Source organism: Janthinobacterium sp. EB271-G4-3-2 (assembly GCF_020858035.1).
GTDB lineage: Bacteria > Pseudomonadota > Gammaproteobacteria > Burkholderiales > Burkholderiaceae_D > Janthinobacterium > Janthinobacterium aestuarii.
Map to the genome: position 1 here is coordinate 16490 of NZ_JACYMG010000001.1, position 20268 is coordinate 36757.

The 20268-nt window shown below is 63.7% G+C and carries 17 protein-coding genes; 14 read left to right on the forward strand and 3 right to left on the reverse strand.

Annotation, left to right across the window (positions count from 1 at the left end; translation table 11 throughout):
* Nucleotides 1-110 precede the first annotated feature (110 nt).
* Both IGS55_RS00075 and IGS55_RS00080 read left to right on the forward strand, forming a co-directional pair.
* Nucleotides 111-614 (forward strand): type II toxin-antitoxin system RelE/ParE family toxin, encoded by a 504-nt coding sequence (locus tag IGS55_RS00075; protein ID WP_442908126.1) that lies wholly within the window; start codon nucleotides 111-113, stop codon nucleotides 612-614.
* Complete coding sequence (locus tag IGS55_RS00080; protein ID WP_230518719.1) at nucleotides 583-909, forward strand: helix-turn-helix domain-containing transcriptional regulator; 327 nt, start codon at nucleotides 583-585, stop codon at nucleotides 907-909. The genes IGS55_RS00075 and IGS55_RS00080 overlap by 32 nt, the downstream gene beginning before the upstream one ends.
* Before the next feature lie 15 nt (nucleotides 910-924).
* On the opposite strand, the gene IGS55_RS00085 is transcribed toward IGS55_RS00080, so the two are convergent.
* From IGS55_RS00085 to IGS55_RS00095, 3 genes are read right to left on the reverse strand one after another with little or no spacing between them, the layout of a single operon-like run.
* Complete coding sequence (locus tag IGS55_RS00085; protein ID WP_230518718.1) at nucleotides 925-1947, reverse strand: Gfo/Idh/MocA family oxidoreductase; 1023 nt, start codon at nucleotides 1945-1947, stop codon at nucleotides 925-927.
* A gap of 28 nt (nucleotides 1948-1975) precedes the next feature.
* Complete coding sequence (gene iolG, locus IGS55_RS00090; RefSeq protein WP_230518736.1) at nucleotides 1976-2962, reverse strand: inositol 2-dehydrogenase; 987 nt, start codon at nucleotides 2960-2962, stop codon at nucleotides 1976-1978.
* Nucleotides 2955-3821 (reverse strand): MurR/RpiR family transcriptional regulator, encoded by an 867-nt coding sequence (locus IGS55_RS00095; RefSeq protein WP_034757651.1) that lies wholly within the window; start codon nucleotides 3819-3821, stop codon nucleotides 2955-2957. The genes iolG and IGS55_RS00095 overlap by 8 nt, the downstream gene beginning before the upstream one ends.
* 248 nt (nucleotides 3822-4069) lie before the next feature.
* Between IGS55_RS00095 and IGS55_RS00100 the strand changes: the two genes are divergently transcribed.
* The 12 genes from IGS55_RS00100 (at nucleotide 4070) to IGS55_RS00155 (ending at nucleotide 20244) form a co-directional block, all read left to right on the forward strand.
* Nucleotides 4070-5119 (forward strand): sugar ABC transporter substrate-binding protein, encoded by a 1050-nt coding sequence (locus IGS55_RS00100; protein WP_034757655.1) that lies wholly within the window; start codon nucleotides 4070-4072, stop codon nucleotides 5117-5119.
* A gap of 174 nt (nucleotides 5120-5293) precedes the next feature.
* Nucleotides 5294-6427 (forward strand): ABC transporter permease, encoded by a 1134-nt coding sequence (locus IGS55_RS00105; RefSeq protein ID WP_230518735.1) that lies wholly within the window; start codon nucleotides 5294-5296, stop codon nucleotides 6425-6427.
* Nucleotides 6428-6430: 3 nt separating this feature from the next.
* Nucleotides 6431-7216: an ATP-binding cassette domain-containing protein gene (locus IGS55_RS00110; protein WP_034757661.1), complete on the forward strand. Its 786-nt coding sequence runs from the start codon at nucleotides 6431-6433 to the stop codon at nucleotides 7214-7216.
* Between the two features lie 8 nt (nucleotides 7217-7224).
* Nucleotides 7225-9171 carry a bifunctional 5-dehydro-2-deoxygluconokinase/5-dehydro-2-deoxyphosphogluconate aldolase gene (locus IGS55_RS00115; protein WP_230518717.1) on the forward strand — a complete coding sequence of 649 codons (1947 nt, stop codon included), beginning with the start codon at nucleotides 7225-7227 and terminating at the stop codon, nucleotides 9169-9171.
* Nucleotides 9168-10994, forward strand: a complete 1827-nt coding sequence (iolD, locus tag IGS55_RS00120; protein WP_230518716.1) for a 3D-(3,5/4)-trihydroxycyclohexane-1,2-dione acylhydrolase (decyclizing) — start codon at nucleotides 9168-9170, stop codon at nucleotides 10992-10994. Before IGS55_RS00115 ends, iolD begins: the two co-directional genes overlap by 4 nt.
* A complete protein-coding gene (iolE, locus tag IGS55_RS00125; protein WP_230518715.1) occupies nucleotides 10991-11911 on the forward strand; it encodes a myo-inosose-2 dehydratase in 921 nt (306 codons plus the stop codon). The genes iolD and iolE overlap by 4 nt, the downstream gene beginning before the upstream one ends.
* On the forward strand, nucleotides 11908-12705 hold the full coding sequence (gene iolB / locus IGS55_RS00130; RefSeq protein WP_230518714.1) for a 5-deoxy-glucuronate isomerase: 798 nt from the start codon (nucleotides 11908-11910) through the stop codon (nucleotides 12703-12705). The genes iolE and iolB overlap by 4 nt, the downstream gene beginning before the upstream one ends.
* A gap of 14 nt (nucleotides 12706-12719) precedes the next feature.
* On the forward strand, nucleotides 12720-14219 hold the full coding sequence (locus tag IGS55_RS00135; protein ID WP_329958159.1) for a CoA-acylating methylmalonate-semialdehyde dehydrogenase: 1500 nt from the start codon (nucleotides 12720-12722) through the stop codon (nucleotides 14217-14219).
* Between the two features lie 74 nt (nucleotides 14220-14293).
* The gene (locus IGS55_RS00140) at nucleotides 14294-14932 is read left to right on the forward strand and encodes an ANTAR domain-containing response regulator (RefSeq protein ID WP_230518713.1); all 639 of its coding nucleotides are present in this window, start codon (nucleotides 14294-14296) and stop codon (nucleotides 14930-14932) included.
* Nucleotides 14933-15089: 157 nt separating this feature from the next.
* Nucleotides 15090-16268: a CmpA/NrtA family ABC transporter substrate-binding protein gene (locus IGS55_RS00145; protein ID WP_230518712.1), complete on the forward strand. Its 1179-nt coding sequence runs from the start codon at nucleotides 15090-15092 to the stop codon at nucleotides 16266-16268.
* Nucleotides 16269-16282: 14 nt separating this feature from the next.
* Complete coding sequence (gene cobA, locus IGS55_RS00150; protein ID WP_230518711.1) at nucleotides 16283-17062, forward strand: uroporphyrinogen-III C-methyltransferase; 780 nt, start codon at nucleotides 16283-16285, stop codon at nucleotides 17060-17062.
* A 143-nt stretch (nucleotides 17063-17205) separates the two neighbouring features.
* Nucleotides 17206-20244 carry a CHASE domain-containing protein gene (locus tag IGS55_RS00155; protein WP_230518710.1) on the forward strand — a complete coding sequence of 1013 codons (3039 nt, stop codon included), beginning with the start codon at nucleotides 17206-17208 and terminating at the stop codon, nucleotides 20242-20244.
* Nucleotides 20245-20268: the final 24 nt, after the last annotated feature.

Genomic DNA, 20268 nt, shown 5'->3' on the forward strand with positions numbered 1-20268 from the left:
GGCGGCAGGGTTTTTCGCGGTTGGGCAGCGCTTATTGTATAGCGCAATCGGATGCGCGTGAGGCGTGTACGCGCCACATCATTTCTCTACAGTAACCGGGGAAACGCATCTTGATATACATCAGTGATTCCGGCATTCGGCACCTGCGTCACGCGGTTTCGCCGCAAGATGACGTGGTCTTCTTTTTTCGCATACACGTGATTTTCCCCTTGATTTTTCTTCGTTTATGGACGAATATGATGTACGAGATCCGGCACTATCTGACGTCATCGGGCAGGGATTTGTATACGGAATGGCTGAAGCGCCAGCGCGACAATACGGCCAGAGTGGCCATCGTACGACGCGTGCTGCGCATGATTCCCGGTAATTTTGGCGACCATAAATTTTGCCACGACGGCGTGTGGGAATTGCGCATCGATGTGGGCGCCGGTTATCGTATTTACTATGCCATCGACGAGGGCCAGATTATTTTATTGCTGTGTGGTGGCGACAAGCGCACGCAGTCGAAAGATATCGAATACGCCTGTGCCTGCTGGCACGACTGGAAGGAGAGAGGACATGAAAGAGGACGTGAAAGAGGTCATGAGCAAACCACCAAGAGACCGCTCGCATGACGAAGCGATGGCTGAACTGTACCGCGACGATCCCGCCTTCGCACTTGAACTGATCAACAATATCCTCGTCGATGGCGACCACGGCGAACTCCTGAGCGTGCTGCGCCAGCTGACGCGCGCCTTTGGCGGCGTGCCCGCCGTGGCGCAGGCGGCCAAGCTCAATCCTACCCAGCTGTACCGCACCCTGTCGCCCGATGGCAATCCATCCCTGAGCACCTTGACGGCCATCCTCGATGCCATGGGCTTGCGGCTGGCCGTCGAACCCAAGCAGCCATTTCCCGCACCGGCTGCCTGAGTCCCTGCCTTGGGTTTAAAACTCCACGGGCCGTGCCTCGCGCATCGCTTGCGTCATGGCCAGGCCGATGCGCGTCGCTGCCGTCGCGTCGTGCAAGGTCAATGACAGGGTGCGCCGGCCCAGCGCCGCGTCCGTGAACTCCTGCGCCTCGATCAAAAAGGCGTCGGCGAAGCGGGCATAGAAGTCCGGCGTGCATTCATTGCGCACGCCGTGCGCATCCGAAATTTCCACCCGGTTCAGGCGCGGATTGCTGCCGACGGCCAGGCGGCCGCCCGTGCCGAACACTTCCGTCAGGGTTTCATGGCCATGCGCCATGGTGCGCGAGGCCATGAAGCTGGCCATGCTGCCATCGCTGAACTCGACTGTCGCCAGGCCATTGTCGACGTCGCCGAACGCCTGCAAGCCCGTGTGGATGGCGTTGGTGCCGCTCGCATACACGCGCTTGGGTGCGGGGTTGCCCAGCAGCCAGCGCGCCAGGTCGATATCGTGCACGCTGCAATCGAGGAAGATGCCGCCGCTGGTGGGGGCGAAGCGCATGAAGGCGCCGCTGGGGTCGTTCTGGTCGCAGGTTTGCGAACGCACCAGATACGGCTTGCCGATGAGTCCCTGGGCGATCTTTTGCTGCGCGTCATGGTAGCTGGCGTCGAAACGCCGCACGAAGCCGATCATGATGGTCAGCTGCGGGTGGCGCGCCGCTTCCGCTTCCACCTTCAGGCAGTCGGCCAGGTCCAGCGACAGCGGTTTTTCGCAAAACACGTGCTTGCCGGCGCGCAGGGCGGCGATGATCTGGTCCGCGTGCAGCGAGGTGGGCGTGACGAGGAAGACGGCGTCCAGGCCCGGGTGGGCCAGCAGGGCCTCGTAATCGGCATAGCCGGTAGTGATGCCGAGCTGGCTGGCGGCCCAGTCCAGTTCGGCTGGCACGGGACTGCAGGCGGCCACGACTTCGGCATTCGGCACGCGCTGCGCCAGGTTGATGGCGTGGCGCTGGCCCAGCCGGCCCAGGCCGACGATGCCGACTTTTAATGTTGGGGATGACATGGTGTCTCCAGATATTTTTATTATTGGTTTATAAAGTGACCACGCGCTGTTCACGCCACGACAGCGTCGCCGCTTCGGCCAGTTCCAGCGCCTTCAAGCCATCGTGGACGGTCGTGCGCAGCGGCGTGCCGTGGGTGAGGGCGTCAAAGAAGTGCGCCATTTCCTGCGCGTAGGCCACGCGGTAGCGTTCCAGGAAAAAATCTTCCGGCTTGTCGATGCTGACGTTCACCGAACCATAGGCCGTCACTTCCGTCGGCTTGTGGTTGCCCGCCTGCAGCATGCCGGCGCTGCCCAGCACTTCGAAGCGCTGGTCGTAGCCGTAGGCGGCGCGGCGCGAGGCATTGATCTGGCACAAGCGTCCCTTGGCCGTGCGGATGGTGACGACGGCCGTGTCCAGGTCGCCCGCTTCGCCGATGGCCGGGTCGACGAGGCAACTGCCCGTGGCGTGCACGCTGACGGCTTCATCGTCGAGTATCCAGCGGAAGATGTCGAAATCGTGGATCAGCATATCCTTGAAGATGCCGCCCGAGACCTTGATGTAGCTGACCGGTGGCGGACCCGGGTCGCGGCTGGTGACGACCAGCAATTCCGGCGTGCCGATCTCGCCCGCTTCAATGCGTGTCTTGACGGCATTGAAAGTGGGATCGTAGCGGCGCTGGAAACCCAGCATGCACAGTACCTTGGCTTCCTTGACGGCGGCGGCGCAGGCGCGCGCCCGGTCGATGGTCAGGTCGACGGGTTTTTCGCAAAAGATGGCCTTGCCGGCGGCGGCCGAGCGCAGGATCAGGTCCGCGTGCGTGTCCGTGCTCGAGGCGATGACGACGGCCTTGATGGCCGGGTCTGCCAATGCCGCCTCGACAGTCGCGCTGCTGCCGCCATGCAGGCCGGCCAGCGCGGCGGCCGCTTCCTGGTTGACGTCGACCACGTACTTGAACTGCACGCCGGGTTGGGCAGCCAGGTTGGCCGCGTGGATTTTGCCGATGCGTCCGGCGCCGAACAACGCTACTTCAATCATCATGTTCTCCTGGGGTGTGGATTTCTTCGATGTCGAGCTCTAATTTGTAGGCCAGCGCGATGAACAGCGCCTGGCACAGGCAGATGGTGCTGGTCAGCGAGCGGAAGGCGAAGGCGCTGCCCTCGGTGACGGTGAGCAGCGCGTCGGCGGCCCGCGCGAGCGGGGCCAGCTTGCTGTCGGTAATCACGAGGACCTTGGCGCCCTTGTCTTGCGCCGCCTTGATGCACTGCTGGGTTTCCTTGCCGTAAGGCGAGAAACTGATGGCGATCGCCACATCGCGTTCGCGCACGCTGCGCATCTGTTCGCGGTGCATGCCGCCCAGTCCGCTAATCAGGTGCACGCGCTTGTCCGTGTGTTCGAGCGCATAGGCGATGTAGGAGGCGATCGGGAAGGATCGGCGCACGCCGATCACGTAGATATTTTCCGCTTTCAGCAGCAGGTTGACGGCCGCTTCCAGCTGCGCGTCGTCGAGTCCGGCCGCCAGGTCGTCGAGACCGGCGCGGCTGGCGCCGACGAATTCGCGCGTCAGGTCGCCCGCGCTCAGGGCCGCGTCGCGTGTGGAAATGAGCTTGCGGATGCGCTGCTGGTAGTCGGGCGTGGCGCCGGCCTGGTCCGTATAAGCCTGGCGGAACACGTCTTGCATTTCGGAAAAGCCCGTGTAGCCGAAGCGCTGCGCGAAACGCACGATGGCGGACGGCTGCACGTCGCAGGCGGCGGCGATGTCGCTGATGCGCTCAAGCATCAGGCTGGCCCGGTGCTTTTCAATGTACTGCGCGATGACTTTCAACTGGCGCGACAGGTTGTCGTACTCGGCGGCAATGTGCTGCATCAGTTGTTCGATGGGGGCGGTGGCTGCCATGATTTTTTCCTTGGTGTACTTGCTGGGCCGCTGTCTCCGTGCGGCTGGTTCTGGCGAGAATTATAGGAGGGAATCTCGAAAATAGAAATGAATTTCTATTTATATTTATTTTGAAAATTTTATTGCATTTGTCTTTTTTGTGGCCTAAGCTGTGCGCAGTGCATCGGTTCGTGTGCCGCAAGGCCAGGCCGGTGACACCCTTCATAAAAGCTCGCAACTATAAAAATTAATCCGTCTAGGAGACATTCATGCATAGCAATAAAAGCAAGGGTTTGATGAAGTGCCTGGCCATCGCCAGCCTGGGCCTGAGCCTGGGTTTGAGCACGGGCGCCAGCCATGCTGCCGGCGAGAAATTCGTCATGGTCAGCCACGCGCCGGACTCCGATTCCTGGTGGAACACCATCAAGAACGCCATCAAGCAAGCCGGTGAAGACTTCAACGTGTCCGTCGACTACCGCAATCCGCCGAATGGCGACCTGGCCGACATGGCGCGCCTGATCGAGCAGTCGGCCGCGCGCAACTATGATGGCTTGATCGCCGACATCGCCGACTTCAGCGTGCTGCAAAAACCGCTGGGCACGGTAGTGGCCAAGAAAATCATGCTCGTGACCATCAATTCGGGCACCATCGCGCAAAGCGAACAGTTGAAAGCCATCATGCACGTGGGCCAGCCCGAGTATGACGCGGGCCTGGGCGCCGGCAAGCGGGCCAAGGAAGCGGGCATCAAATCGTTCGTGTGCGTGAATCACTATGCGATGAATGCGTCGTCGTTCGAACGCTGCCGCGGTTTTGCCGATGCGCTCGGCGTCGACTTCAAATCGTCCACGCTCGACACCAATGGCGTCGACCCTGGCGTGATCGAAAGCAAGGTCAGCGCCTATCTGCGCAGCAATCCGAAGACCCAGGCCGTGCTGGCGCTGGGACCGGATTCGGCGCCGGCCGCCATGCGCGCCGTCGAGAAGCTGGGCCTGAAAGGCAAGATGTACTTCGCCAGCTTCGACTTGTCGGAAGAAATCGCCAAGGGCATCAAGGATGGCAGCATCCAGTTCGCCATCGATCAGCAGCCCTACCTGCAAGGCTACATTCCGGTCGCCGTGATGGCCATCATGAAACAGCAAAAGATCACTGACCTGGCCAAGGTCAAGGAAATCCTGATCGCCAATCCGAAATACCAGGCGCGCCTGGCGGAATACGGCCTGACCCCGATCTACGGCCCACGCCACATCAGCTCCGGCCCTGGTTTCGTGACCAAGGAAAACATTTCCAAGGTCGAAAAATACGCCGGCCAATACCGCTAATCCACACAGTCGCCCCCGGGTTTGCCCAGCGCCGCACCGCCTCTTGCGGGCGGCGCATGGGAAGAACACGCCTGGCGCCAGCGATGCTGGCAGGAAAGTAATTGGAATTGGTAACAAGTATCACTGAAAGGACATCGTATGACTGCGCTCAAAACCAGCCTGGCCAGCCCCGGCATGAATCCTCCTCCGCCTCCCGGCGCCTCCCGCAAGCCAGTTGCCGCCGCCGACGAGCGCGTGGGCACGACCAGCTGGGTCAAACGGTTTTTTGGCCGCCCCGAGTTCGCCTCGATTTCCGGCGCGGTGCTCGTGTTTGCCTTCTTCGTCATCACGGCCGGCGACTCCGGCATGTTCAACCTCGATGGCGTCGTCAACTGGATGCAAGTGGCGTCCTACCTGGGCATCATCGCCATCGGCGCCTGCCTGCTGATGATCGCCGGTGAATTCGACCTGTCGATCGGTTCCATGATCGGCTTTGCCGGCATGATGATCGCCATCCCGACCATCTATTTCCACTGGCCGCTGTGGGCCGCCATCCTGTTCGCCTTCGCCGGTTCCATGGCGCTGGGCTGGCTCAACGGCTACATCGTCATCAAGACGCGCTTGCCATCGTTCATCGTTACCCTGGCATTCCTGTTCATCCTGCGCGGCCTGACCCTGGCCCTGTCGATCATGTTCGCCAACCGCACCATCGTCAGCGGCGTGGGCGACCTGGCGGCGCAGGACTGGCTGGCCAGCCTGCTGTTCCACGGCAATGTGGCCACCGGCCTGTTCCAATGGATGGGCGCGCATGGCTGGATCGCCGTGCTCGACGACGGCTCGCCGCTGGTCAAGGGCATTCCGAAAGTCATCGCCTGGTGGCTGGTGTTGGCCGCCGGCGCCGCGTTCGTGTTGTCGCGTACCCGCTTCGGCAACTGGATGTTCGCCGTGGGCGGCGACGCCAACGCGGCCAAGAACGTGGGCGTGCCGGTGCGCAAAGTGAAAATTTCGCTGTTCGTCTTCACGGCCTTCTGCGCCTGCTTGTTTGCGACTTTGCAAGTATGCGACGTGGGTTCAGCCGCCGCCGACCGCGGCATGCAAAAGGAATTCGAAGCCATCATCGCGGCCGTCATCGGCGGCGCCTTGCTGACGGGCGGCTACGGTTCCGTCGTCGGCGCCTGCTTCGGCGCGCTGATCTTCGGCGTGGTACAGATCGGCATCACTTATACCAACATCAATTCGGACTGGTTCCGCGTGTTCCTCGGCGTCATGCTGCTGATCGCGGTGCTGTTCAATAACTTTGTACGCTCACGCGTCACGGAAGCGAGATAAATCATGAGCGAGCATATTCTTGCCCTGGAAAATGTCAGCAAGCGTTTCGGCTCCGTGCTGGCCCTGCAAAACATCACCATGCGCCTAAAGGAAGGCGAAGTGCACTGTTTGCTGGGCGATAACGGCGCCGGCAAGTCGACGTTGATCAAGACCCTGGCCGGCGTGCACAAGCCCACCGATGGCCAATACCTGGTCGATGGCAAGCCCGTCGTCTTCAATTCGCCCAGCGAAGCGCTGGACATGGGCGTGGCCACCGTCTACCAGGATCTGGCGCTGGTGCCGTTGCTGTCCGTGGCGCGCAATTTCTTCATGGGCCGCGAGCCGATGAAAAAGCTGCTGGGCCTGGTGCCCGTGATGGATATCGACTATGCGGCCGAGACGGCGCGCGACAAGCTGGCCGAGATGGGCATCATGGTGCGCGACCCGCACCAGGCCATCGGCACCATGTCGGGCGGCGAAAAGCAGTGCCTGGCCATTGCCCGCGCCATCCACTTCGGCGCCCGCGTGCTGATCCTCGACGAGCCGACGGCGGCCCTGGGCGTGAAGCAATCGTTCAATGTGCTGAAACTGATTTACAAGGCGCGCGAGCGGGGCATTTCCGTGATCTTTATTACGCATAATGTGCACCATGCGTATCCGGTCGGCGACTCGTTCACGTTGTTGAATCGGGGCAAGTCGCTGGGCACCTTCACCAAGGATACGGTGAGCAAGGATGCCTTGCTGGACATGATGGCGGGCGGTGCGGAAATGCAAACGCTGATGAGTGAACTCGACGGTGTCACGATTTAAGGATAGCCATGAATAATTCCACACAATTTGCCCAGGGCCGCGCGCTGGACGTGATCTGCCTGGGCCGCCTGGCGGTGGACCTGTACGCGCAGCAGATCGGCAGCCCCCTGGAAGACGCGACCAGTTTCGCCAAGTACCTGGGCGGCTCGTCGGCGAATATCGCCTTCGGCACGGCCCGCTTGGGCTTGAAGTCGGCCATGCTGTCGAAAGTGGGCGACGACCACATGGGTCGTTTCCTCACCGACACCCTGTCGAAAGAGGGCTGCGACGTCAGCCACGTGGGCATCGACCGCGACCGCCTCACGGCTTTAGTCATGCTGGGCATCAAGGACAAGAACACGTTTCCCCTGATTTTCTACCGTGAAAATTGCGCCGACATGGCCATCGACGCATCGTCGGTGGATGCGGCTTTCATTGCCTCGAGCAAGGCGCTGTTGATCACCGGCACGCATTTCTCCACGGCTGCCATGCACGCCGTCAGCACGCAGGCGCTGCAGCTGGCCCGTGCCAACAACGTGCGCACCGTGCTCGACATCGATTACCGGCCCGTGCTGTGGGGCCTGTCGGGCAAGGCCGATGGCGAAACGCGTTTCGTTTCGAACGAAGGGGTGACCAAGCATCTGCAAAGCATCCTGCCGCAGTTCGACCTGATCGTCGGCACGGAAGAGGAATTCATGATCGCCGGCGGCGGCGCCGACATCATGGCGTCCTTGCGCGCCGTGCGGGCCGCCACCCTGGCCACCCTGGTCGTCAAGCGCGGGCCGCTGGGCAGCGCCGTCATCGACAATGTGGTGCCGCACAGCCTCGACGATGCATATAATTACCGCGGCGTGCGCGTGGAAGTACTCAATGTGCTGGGCGCGGGCGACGCGTTTCTCTCCGGCTTTTTGAAAGGCTGGCTGCGCGGCGAGGATTACGAGGCGTGCTGCCGCTACGCGAACGGCTGCGGCGCCCTCGTCGTGTCGCGCCATGGCTGCGCGCCGGCCATGCCGTCGCCCGTCGAGCTCGACTATTTCCTCGCCAATGCGGCCAAGCTCACGCAGCCGGACCAGGACGCGACCTTGTCCCGCTTGCACCGCACGACGGTGGCGCGCAAGCAATGGGATGAGTTGTGCGTATTTGCCTTTGACCACCGCACGCAATTCTTTGAACTGGCGCAACAGACAGGTGCGCCCGAGTCCGCCATTGCGGCCCTGAAGCAATTGATGGTGCAAGCCGTGGCGCAGACGGAAACGGCCTTGCAGCTGGCCGGCAAGACGGGCGTGCTGATCGACGGCCGCTATGGCGTCGACGCCCTCAACGATGCGACGGGGCGCGGCTGGTGGATAGGCCGTCCCGTGGAATTGCCGGGATCGAACCCGCTGCAATTCGACTGGGGCCGTTCCATCGGTTCGCACCTGCTGAGCTGGCCCAAGGAACACGTGATCAAGTGCCTGGTGCAGCTGCACCCGGACGACGCCGTGGAAAACCGGCTGGAACAGGAAGCGCAAATCAAGGCCCTGTACGACGCGGCGCAAGTGAGCGGTCACGAACTGTTGCTGGAAGTCATACCGTCGGAAGCCTTGCCGCACGGTGACGACACGGTCTTGCGCGCCGTCAAACGTCTGTACAACCTCGGTATTTATCCCGAATGGTGGAAGCTGGAAAGCATGTCGGCCCAGCAATGGCAAGCCATCGATGCCCTCGTGCACGAGCGCGACCCGTATTGCCGTGGCGTCGTATTACTTGGCTTGAACGCACCGATCGCCGCCCTGGCCGACAGTTTCCAGCAAGCCAGCGCCAGCACGACATGCCGCGGCTTCATGGTGGGCCGCACCATCTTCCAGGAACCGAGCCGCCGCTGGCTGGCGGGCGAACTCGACGATGCCGGCCTGATCGCCGCCGTGCGCGCCAACTTCGAACAGCTCATTGCCCTGTGGCAGCGTACACGCAACCGTCTGGAGCGTGCGGCATGAGTACGATTCGTTTAACCATGGCCCAGGCGCTGGTACGCTATCTGGCCGCCTTACGGGTGGAGGGGGGCGAACCTTTATTTGGCGGCGCCTTCGCCATCTTTGGCCACGGCAACGTGGCGGGACTGGGCGAAGCGCTGTACCAGTACCGCGACAGCTTCCCGACTTACCGCGCGCATAACGAACAGGCGATGGCGCACTCGGCCATCGCCTATGCCAAAGCGCATATGCGCCGGCGCATGATGGCCGTGACCAGTTCCATCGGCCCGGGCGCGACCAACTTGCTGACGGCCGCCGCGCTGGCGCACGTGAACCGCCTGCCCGTGCTCTTGCTGCCCGGCGACGTCTTCGTCTCGCGCGCGCCCGACCCGGTGCTGCAGCAACTGGAAGACGGCACGGATGGCAGCGTGTCGGTCAACGATGCGTTCAAGCCTTTATCGCGCTATTTCGACCGCATCGTCTATCCGGAACAGCTACTGACGGCCTTGCCGCGCGCCATTGCCGCCTTGACGGACCCGGCCGCTTGCGGTCCCGTCACCTTGTCCCTGCCGCAAGACGTGCAGACGATGGCGCATGACTATCCCGTGGATTTCTTTGAACCGAGAGTCGTGCGTTTCCGCGCCGTGCCGCCTGTTGAACAGGAACTGGAAGAGGCGGCAGCGTTGTTGAAGCACGCGAAGCAGCCGCTGATACTGGCCGGTGGCGGCGTGCTGTATGGCCAGGCCAGCGCCGCCTTGCGGGCGTTTGCCGAGCGCCATGGCATACCCGTGGCGGAAACCCAGGCGGGCAAAAGTGCCTTGCCGTGGGACCATCCGCTGCAGCTGGGCGCCATCGGCGTGACGGGCTCGCCTGCGGCCAACAGTCTGGCGGCGGACGCGGACGTGGTGCTGGCCGTCGGCACGCGCCTGCAGGATTTCACGACCGGTTCCAACTCCCTGTTTGCGCAGGCGCAACTGGTCAGCCTGAACGTCAACAGTTTTGATGCGCTGAAACGCCGCGGCCTGGGCCTGCAGGCGGACGCGACACTCGGCTTGCAAGGCCTGTCGCGGCTGCTGGGCAGCTGGAATAGCGCGGGCCAGTGGATGGACCGGGCGCAGCAGGCAGGGGACGCGTGGCGCGAGACGGTCAAAAGCATCACGGGCCGGCGCGACGTGGCCGGCTTGCCGTACGACGGCGAAGTCATCGGCGCCGTGCAACGTTCTTCAGCGGACTCGACCACCAACGATATCGTCGTCTGCGCGGCGGGCACCTTGCCGACCGAGTTGCATAAACTGTGGCGCACGTCGGCGCCGGGCGGCTACCACATGGAGTACGGCTACTCGTGCATGGGTTACGAGATCGCCGGCGGCCTCGGCGTCAAGATGGCCAAACCGGAATCGGAAGTCATCGTCATGGTGGGCGACGGCAGCTATCTGATGATGAATTCGGAAATCGCCACGTCCGTCATGCTGGACAAAAAACTCATCATCGTCGTGCTCGACAACCGGGGCTATGGCTGCATCAACCGCCTGCAGCAGGCCTGCGGCAACCCTTCGTTCAACAATATGTTGCCCGACAGCGCACCGCACATCGACTTTGCCCTGCATGCGCAATCGCTGGGCGCGCTGTCCGAGCACGTGGCCTCGATTGCCGAGCTGGAGCAAGCCATGCTGCGCGCCCGCGCCGCACCGCGTACCTATCTGATTTGCATCGACACGGACGACACGCGCACGACCGAAGACGGCGGTTGCTGGTGGGAAGTGGCCGTGCCCGAGGTCTCCACGCAGCCAGCCGTGCAAGCTGCGCGCGCCCGTTATGAACTTGACCGCCAAGGACAACAACAATGAACGCACCGACATGGAATGTGAAGATCGGCATCAATCCGATCTCGTGGATGAACGACGATTTGCCGAGCCTGGGTGGCGAAACCCCGCTGGAAACGGCCCTCAAGGAAGGCGCCGAGATTGGCTATGTGGGTTTTGAGCTGGGCAACAAGTTTCCGAAAGATGCCCCGTCCCTGAACGCCGTGCTGGGAAAATACAATCTGGCGTGTGTCTCGGGCTGGTATTCGGGCCGGCTGGCGCAGCGGTCTGTGGAAGAAGAGATTGCCTCCGTCGGTCCGCATTTGCGCTTGCTTGCCGACAGCGGCGCCACCGTCATGGTGTACGGCGAAGTGGCCGACGCCATCCAGGGCGAAGCCCGGCCGCTGTACAAACGCCCGCGCTTCCAGACGCAGCAGCAGTGGCAGAACTACGCCGACAAATTGACGGCCTTTGCCGCCCATCTGCTCGCGCACGGCGTGCGCCTGGCCTACCACCACCACATGGGTGCCTACGTGGAAACGCCGGCCGATGTGGACCAGTTGATGGCTTTGACGGGAGCCGAGGTCGGCTTGCTGTTCGACACGGGCCACATCACGTTTGCCGGCGGCGATGCGCTGGCGGTGTTAAATAAGCACATCGATCGCATCTGCCACGTGCATTGCAAGGACGTGCGCCCCAACGTGGTGAAACTGGCGCGCAATGGCCACTGGAGTTTCTTGCAGGCCGTGATCAATGGCGCCTTCAGCGTACCGGGCGACGGCAGCATCGACTTTCCGGCCATCCTCACCCGCTTGTATCTGCACGGCTATGAAGGCTGGCTGGTGGTGGAGGCGGAGCAGGATCCGGCCGTGGCCCCCAGCTACGAATACGCGAAGATGGGCCATGACTACCTGGCCAAGCTCGTCGCGGCCATTCCGCGCCTGGGCCGGGAGGCGGCATGAGCCCGCTGCTGGTGAAAGCGGACAAGGCCGGCGGCAAGATCGTTGAAGTCACGCCCGCGTCCGCTGGCTGGACGCATGTCGGTTTCGCCGCGCACCGGCTTCAGGCGGGCGAGTCCTTGCAGCTGGACACGGGCAAGCGCGAGCTGTGCATCGTCGTGCTGACGGGCACGGTCACCGTACAGGCCGGCGGTCAAGTCTGGGAAGCTATTGGCGAACGTGCCAGCGTGTTTGAGGACCGTTCGCCGTACGCCGTGTATGTCCCGCTGGATACAACGGTCGGCATCACGGCAGTGAACAACGCGGAAGTGGCGCTGTGCAGCGCGCCGGCCGCGACCCACCGTCCGGCACGCCTGATCGAGCCATCGAGCATGACGCGCTCCGTGCGCGGCAAGGGCGCCAATACCCGCTATGTGTGCGACATCCTGCCGCAGACGGCCGAGGCCGATGGCTTGCTGGTGGTCGAGGTGGTCACGCCGTCCGGCCATTCCTCGAGCTATCCGCCGCACAAGCACGACAGCGACAACGTGCCGCTGGAAAGCTCGCTCGAAGAAACCTATTACCACCGCCTCAATCCCGAGCAGGGCTTTGCCTACCAGCGGGTCTACACGGACGACCGCTCCATCGATGAAGCCATGGCCGTGGAAAACCACGACGTGGTAATGGTGCCCAGGGGCTACCACCCCGTGACCGTGCCGTATGGCTACGACGGCTATTACCTGAACGTGATGGCGGGCCCCAAGCGGGTCTGGCATTTCAAGAACGACCCGGCCCATGACTGGCTGATGACGAAATAACCTAGGATAAGATAATGACAACCCCGATGATTGGCCACTTTATTGGTGGCAACCCGATGGCTTCGCGCTCAGAGCGCACGAGCGATGTGTTCAATCCCGCCACCGGCGCCGTGACGGCCAAGGTGGCGCTGGCCACGCCTTCCGAACTGAACGCGGCCGTGGCCGCCGCCCATGCGGCGTTTCCCGCCTGGTCGCAAACCTCGCCGCTGCGCCGCGCCCGGGTCATGTTCAAGTTCAAGGAATTGCTGGAAGAGCACTCGGATCAATTGGCCGCGCTGATCACGGCGGAGCACGGCAAAGTCTTCACGGATGCCAAAGGGGAAGTCACGCGCGGCATCGAAGTGGTGGAGTTTGCCTGCGGCATCCCGCAAATGATGAAGGGAGAATACTCGGAACAGGTGGCCGGCGGCATCGATGCCTGGTCGATTCGCCAGGCGCTCGGTGTGTGCGTCGGCATCACGCCATTCAACTTCCCCGTTATGGTGCCCATGTGGATGTTCCCGATGGCCATTGCCTGCGGCAATACGTTTGTCTTGAAACCGTCCGAGCGCGATCCGTCGGCCAGCCTGCTGCTGGCGCAATTGCTGACGGACGCGGGCTTGCCCGATGGCGTCTTCAATGTGGTGCAGGGTGACAAGGAAGCCGTGGACGGCTTGCTGCACCACCCGGACGTGCGTGCCGTCAGTTTCGTCGGTTCCACGCCGATTGCCGAATACATCTATGCGACCGGCTGTGCGCAGGGCAAGCGCGTGCAAGCGCTCGGTGGCGCCAAGAATCACATGGTCGTCATGCCCGACGCGGACATTGCCCAGACGGTCGACGCGCTGATGGGCGCCGCGTTTGGCTCGGCCGGCGAGCGCTGCATGGCCATATCCGTCGTCGTGGCGGTGGGCCATGTGGCGGACCAGCTGGTGGAAGCCTTGGTGCCGCGCATTGCCGCCCTGAAAATCACGCAAGGCATGGATTTGTCGGCCGAGATGGGGCCGGTCGTCACGCAAGTGCACAAGGACAAGATCGCCGGCTACATCGCCAAGGGTGTGGAAGAGGGCGCCAAGCTGGTGGCCGACGGGCGCGGTTTCGTGCTGCCCGGCCATGAGCACGGCTTTTTCCTCGGCGGCAGCCTGTTCGACCACGTCACGCCGGACATGACGATCTATAAAGAAGAAATCTTCGGCCCCGTGCTATGCATCGTGCGCGTACCCGATTTCGCCACCGCACTGGACTTGGTCAATGCCCACGAATATGGCAACGGCACGGCCATCTACACGCGCGACGGCAATACCGCGCGCGAATACACGCACAGGGTGCAGGTGGGCATGGTTGGCGTGAACGTGCCGATCCCCGTGCCGATGGCGTTCCACAGTTTCGGCGGCTGGAAGCGCAGCCTGTTTGGCGACCACCACGCGCATGGCCCCGAATCCGTACGCTTCTACACGAAACAGAAGGCCGTCACGCAGCGCTGGCCCGCATCGACGGCTGCCGGCGCCGAGTTTGCGATGCCGACCCTGAAGTAAAGTACCGTGTAAACCCGGCTGGTTCGCTTCTTGCTTACTGCAATGGTTGTGTTTAGCCATTGCAGATCGCTCCCATGACGTCCAGCCGTACCCAGCCTTTGCGCATCGTTGTCGTCAACACTATTGTCGAGCACGGCGTGCACGAGAATGCGGCCTTGGCTGCCCAGGTGCAGCGCGGCAATGCCTTGCGCATCGGCTTGCTGGAATCGGGCTTCGACATCGTCGCCTCGCTGCCAGCCGACCTCTACCTTCCCGAGCGCATCGCGCAACTGCAGCCTGATCTCATTATCATCGATGCCGAATCGGACGCGCGCGACGTGCTCGAGCACATCGTCATCGCCACGCGCGACGAGCGCCGCCCCATCGTGCTGTTTACCGAAGACGGCGCCACGGCCAGCATCGATGCGGCCATGGCGGCCGGCGTGTCCGCGTATATCGTGGCCGGCCTGCATGCCGAGCGCATCTTGCCCGTGCTGAACGTGGCCCTCGCGCGCTTTCGCCAGGAAGAAAAACTGCGCGCCGAATTGCTCGACACGCGGCACAAGCTGCTTGAGCGCAAGGTGATCGAACGGGCCAAGGGCCTGTTGATGACGCATCACGGTTTGACGGAAGAGCAGGCTTACCAGCGCTTGCGCAGCATGGCCATGAACAAGAAACTCAGACTGGCGGAAATTGCCCAGCGCATCCTCGACGTGGAGGACTTGCTGGGATGAAACGCGCATTTCCTGACACATGCTGGTGCAGTGCACCATTCCAGTGCATTTCTGGCTGCCTGGGACGGGCCATGCACAGGCACGGTCCTTGCTGCTGGATGGCTATGGCCCTGCCCATGTCGGCGCGGCAAAACAGTACTTATCAGCAAGGAATGGTATGACACAGCAAGCGGGCACGAGTGCCCACGCGATGCGCTCCATGCATCCGGAAAAACAGACGATACGCATCGGCTACCTGCCGCTGACCGATTGCGCCTCGCTGGTGATGGCGTCAAAACTGGGTCTCGATGAAAAATACGGCATCAAGATCGAACTGAGCCGGGAGATGTCGTGGGCCGGCGTGCGCGACAAATTGAACAGCGGCGAACTCGACGCTGCCCACGTGTTGTATGGTCTCGTGTATGGCGTGCAGATGGGCATTGGCGGGCAACAGCACGACATGGCCGTGCTGATGAACCTCAATCACAGCGGCCAGGCCGTGACCTTGTCGGCGGCGCTGGCGCGCGAGGGCGCTCACGATGGACCATCGCTGGCGCGGCACATGCGCGCTGCGGCGCGGCCATTTGCGTTTGCGCATACTTTCCCGACCGGCAACCACGCGATGCTGCTGCAATACTGGCTGGCCGCGCATGGCATCGATCCGCTGCGCGACGCGCGCGTGATGACGGTGCCGCCGTCGCAGATGGTGGCCGCCTTGCGCGCGGGCCAAATGGATGGCTTTTGCGCCGGCGAACCGTGGGGCTACAAGGCCATCGTCGATGGCGTGGGCGTGACGGCCACCACCAGCGGCGACATCTGGCCCGACCATCCGGGCAAGGTGCTGGGCACCAGCGCCGCGTTTGCGCAGCGGTATCCGAACAGCTGCCGCGCCCTGATCGCCGCCGTGCTCGAGGCGGGGCGCTGGATCGACGCCAGCGACACCAACCGGCTGGCCATGGCGGCCACCCTGGCCGAGCCCGCTTACCTGCATACGCCGCAGGAAACCCTGGCGCCGCGCATCCTCGGCCATTACCAGGATGGTCTGGGCAAGACCTGGGACGAGGCGCACGGCTTGAAGTTTTACGCCGATGGCGCCGTTAATTTCCCGTATTTGTCCGATGGCATGTGGTTCATGACCCAGCACCGGCGCTGGGGCTTGCTGCGCGACGAACCCGATTATCTGGCGGTGGCGCGCCAGGTCAACCGCATCGACCTGTACCGCCAGGCGGCGGAAATGACGGCTACGCCCGTACCAAAATCCCCCATGCGCAGCTCGACCCTGTGCGACGGCGTCGTGTGGGACGGCAGTGCGCCGGAAGCGTACGCGGCATCGTTTGCCATCGGCCATTTTTTCTGATTGGAGAGTGCATCATGGCGCAATGTGGTAGCGTGACCCTGGTCGGCGCCGGTCCCGGCGACCCGGACCTCCTGACCCTCAAGGCGGTGAAAGCCATCGCACGGGCCGACGTGGTGCTGATTGACGACCTCGTCAATCCGGCCATCCTCGCGCATGCGGCACACGGCGCGCGCGTGGTCGAGGTGGGCAAGCGGGGCGGCTGCGCGTCTACGCCGCAAGCGTTCATCGAGCGCCTGATGCTGTCCGAGGCGCGCGCCGGCCTGCACGTGGTGCGCCTGAAAGGGGGCGACCCGTATTTGTTCGGGCGTGGCGGCGAAGAGCGCGCCTACCTGCGCAGCCACGGCGTGGCCGTCGAGGTGATACCGGGCATCAGCAGCGGCCTGGCCGCGCCATCGTCCATCGGTGTGCCGCTCACGCACCGCGGCTGGAGCCAGGGTGCCATCTTCGTCACGGGCCACGGCAAGGATGCCGCGTCCGAGCCGAACTGGTCGGCCCTGGCGCAGAGCAAGCTCACCCTCGTCATCTACATGGGCGTGGCCCGTGTGGCGGCCATCCAGGCCGGCTTGCTGGCCGGCGGCATGGCGCCCGGCACGCCCGTGGCCGTGGTGCAATCGGCCAGCCTGGCCGCCCAGCGCCAGTTGCTGAGTACCTTGCAGCGCTTGCCGGACGACCTGCTGGCCAGCGGCCTGGGCAGTCCCAGCATCATCGTCGTCGGCGACGTGGTGCGCTGCGCCGATGCCTGGGACGACCATGGCGCAAGTACATTGCAGGCTGGGGCGCTGCGGGAGGCTTAAACACCCGGTGTTTTCCAATGCAAGCACCGTGCGCGCTTTTTTTCTTCCACAAGCGCGTCGGGCATGAGCTTTGATAGTATCCTCGTACTTGCTGGGCGGCTGCAGCGCCGCCCATTCGAGGAAACCGGAATAAGCGATCGACAATGCACACTTTGAGCAAGGGCGGGGCGGGATCAGGTATCAGGATATGGGCGGGCGGCCTGTTGCTGGCCCTGGCGGTGGGCGGCGCCCTGTATGCGGGCGCGGCGCGCACGGTCAATGACGATGCCGAACAGCGTTTCGACAATCTCACGCATAGTGCCCAGCACAGCCTGATCACGCGCGTAAAAAGCTATTCCGACCTGCTGCGCGGCCTTGAAGCCCTGTTTCGCACCAGCGAGCATCTGACGCGCCGCCAGTTCCACGATTACGTGGCCGGCCTCGATATCGTGCGCCAGTTCCCGGCCATCGAATCGGTCAACTACGCGGCGGCCGTCCCGTCGGCACAGCGCGCCGCCTTCATCGAAGCCGTGCGCAAAGACACCAGCCTGGCGCCGCGCGGCTATCCCGGCTTCACCATCCGGCCCGCGGGGGAGCGGCCGGAATACACGGTGCTCACCTACCTGGAACCCGATTCCCTGCTGTCCGAACGCATGGGCGTCGACATCGGCGCCAACCCGCTGGTGGCGCAGTCGCTGGCGCAGGCGCGCGACAGCGGCAAGGTCGGCGCGTCGGGGCAGGTGATCATGATCAAGGGGCCGCCCGCGCATGTGGGCCTGGGCATGCGCCTGCCCGTGTACCGCAATGGCATGCCGCAGGGCAGCGTAGCCGAGCGCCGCGCCGCCTACCAGGGTTCCGTCGGCATCGGCTTTGGCGTGGCGCAGCTGGTGCACAGCGCGCTCGAACGCAGCGCCCTGGAACCGCTGCACCTGACCCTGTACAGCGCGGCCGGCCCTTTGCCGGCCAGCGGGGCCCTGTCCATCACGCCGCAGGACCGCCTGCTGTTCAACGATGACGGTGACCTGGCGGCGGCGCCGCCGCAACCGGGCAGCGATGCCGACTATTTCGACCAGGTGCTGCCCGTCGCTTACCAGGGCGGCCTGTGGAAAGCCCATTTCCGCGTGCGCAAGGCGGAGCTGTACAGCCCCTTCGACCGCTATTTTCCATGGCTGGCGCTGGCCGTCGGCGTGGCCGGCACCCTGCTCATTTACGGCTACATTTTTACCCTGTACCGTTCGCGCCGCAACGCCGTGGCGCAGCGCACCCTGCTCGATACGGTGCTCGACAGCGTCGACGCCTACGTCTACATGAAGGATGCCGACCTGCGCTACCGCTACGTGAATGCGCGCACGGCCACCATCCTGGGTCGTCCGGCGGAGCAGCTGATCGGCCGCCAGGATGGCGAGTTGATGCTCGGCGATGCGGCCGCCGCCGCGCAGCGCACGGAGCGCCAGGTCTTCGACAGCGGCGCCAAGTTCGTCGGCGAGGAACGCTTCGTCGATGCGCAGGGCCAGGTGCATCACCTGTGGAGCGTGAAGGTGCCGCTGGGCTTGCCCGGTCCCGTCACGGGCCTGATCGGCCTGTCCACCGACGTGACGGAACTGCATCGCCTGAAAGAGCAGGCCGACGCGGCCAGCCAGGCCAAGAGCGACTTCCTGTCGAACATGAGCCATGAAATCCGCACGCCGATGAACAGCATCATCGGCATGGCGCACCTGGCGCTGAAATCGGTGGCCGACGCGCGCCAGCGCGACTACCTGCAAAAAATCTATCATTCGGGCCAGCATTTGCTGGGCCTGATCAACGACATCCTCGACTTTTCCAAGATTGAGGCGGGCAAGCTGGAACTCGAGGTGCTGGACTTCCGCCTCGACACCCTGCTGGCGAACATCGCCAGCCAGCTGGGCGACGCGGCCGCCGTCAAGGGCCTGGCGCTGCAGTTCGATATCGCGCCGGAGTTGCCGCAGCGCTGGCGCGGCGACCCGCTGCGCCTGGAGCAGGTCTTGCTGAACCTGACCAGCAACGCCATCAAGTTTTCCGACAACGGCAGCATCTTCGTGCGCGTGCGCCAGTCCGAGGAGCGCGGCAGCCACGCCATGCTGCGCTTCGAGGTGCAGGACCGCGGCATCGGCATGAAGCAGGAAGAGGTGGCGCAGCTGTTCCGTTCCTTCCACCAGGCCGACCCGTCGACCACGCGCAAGTATGGCGGCAGCGGCCTGGGGCTGGTGATCAGCAAGCAGCTGGTGGAGCTCATGGGCGGCAAGGTGGGCGTGTACAGCCAGCCGGGCCTGGGCAGCACCTTCTGGTTTACGGCGCGCCTGGAGAAAAGCGCGCAGGCGTCCGACGAGCGCATCGCCGAAGTCGAGCCGGAAGTATTGGGCGTGATACGCGGCGCATCCATCCTGCTGGTCGAAGACAACGTCTTCAGCCAGCAGGTGGGTTGCGAATTGCTGGAAGACGCCGGCGCCACGGTCTGCGTCGCCGGCAATGGCCGCGAAGCGTTGGAATTGCTGGCCCGCCAGCGCTACGACTGCGTGCTGATGGACGTGCAGATGCCGGAGATGGATGGCTTCGAGACGACGCGCCGCATCCGCGCCGACCCGAAACTCACAGGCCTGCTGGTGATCGCCATGACGGCCAACGCGGGCAGCGAAGACCGCGCCCGCTGCCTGGCGTCGGGCATGGATGAATTCGTGACCAAGCCGATCGCCCCGAATCTGCTGTTTCACCTGCTGGCGAAATGGTTCCGTCTGCGCGGCGGTATCGGCAACATCGGCCGCATGCGCGCAAGCGACTGGCAGGCGGCGGCGCCGGCAGCGCCGTCATCGGCAGCCGCGCCGGAATTGCGCGACACGGCCATCCTCGACCTGGCCACCCTGGCCCTCACTTTCAGCAATGACGCCGTGAAGATGCGCAAATACACCCAGCTGTTTCTCGACACGGCGCGCGACGGCATCGCCGAAATGGAGCAGGCCATGGCGCTGGAAGACCTGGGGCGCCTGGCCGACCTGGGCCACCGCAGCAAATCGTCGGCGCTGGCCGTGGGCGCCCATGCCTTTGCGGGCCTGTGCACGTCGATCGAAGGCTTGCGCGTCGGCGGCGACGGGCAGCAGGCGCGCGTCTTGCTGACAGCCCTGAGGCCGGCGCTGGCGCAGGTGGCGGAACAAATTTCCATGGAATTTGCCGCCAGCGACACCCTCTGACGCAAGCAGCGGCGATAATAGGCG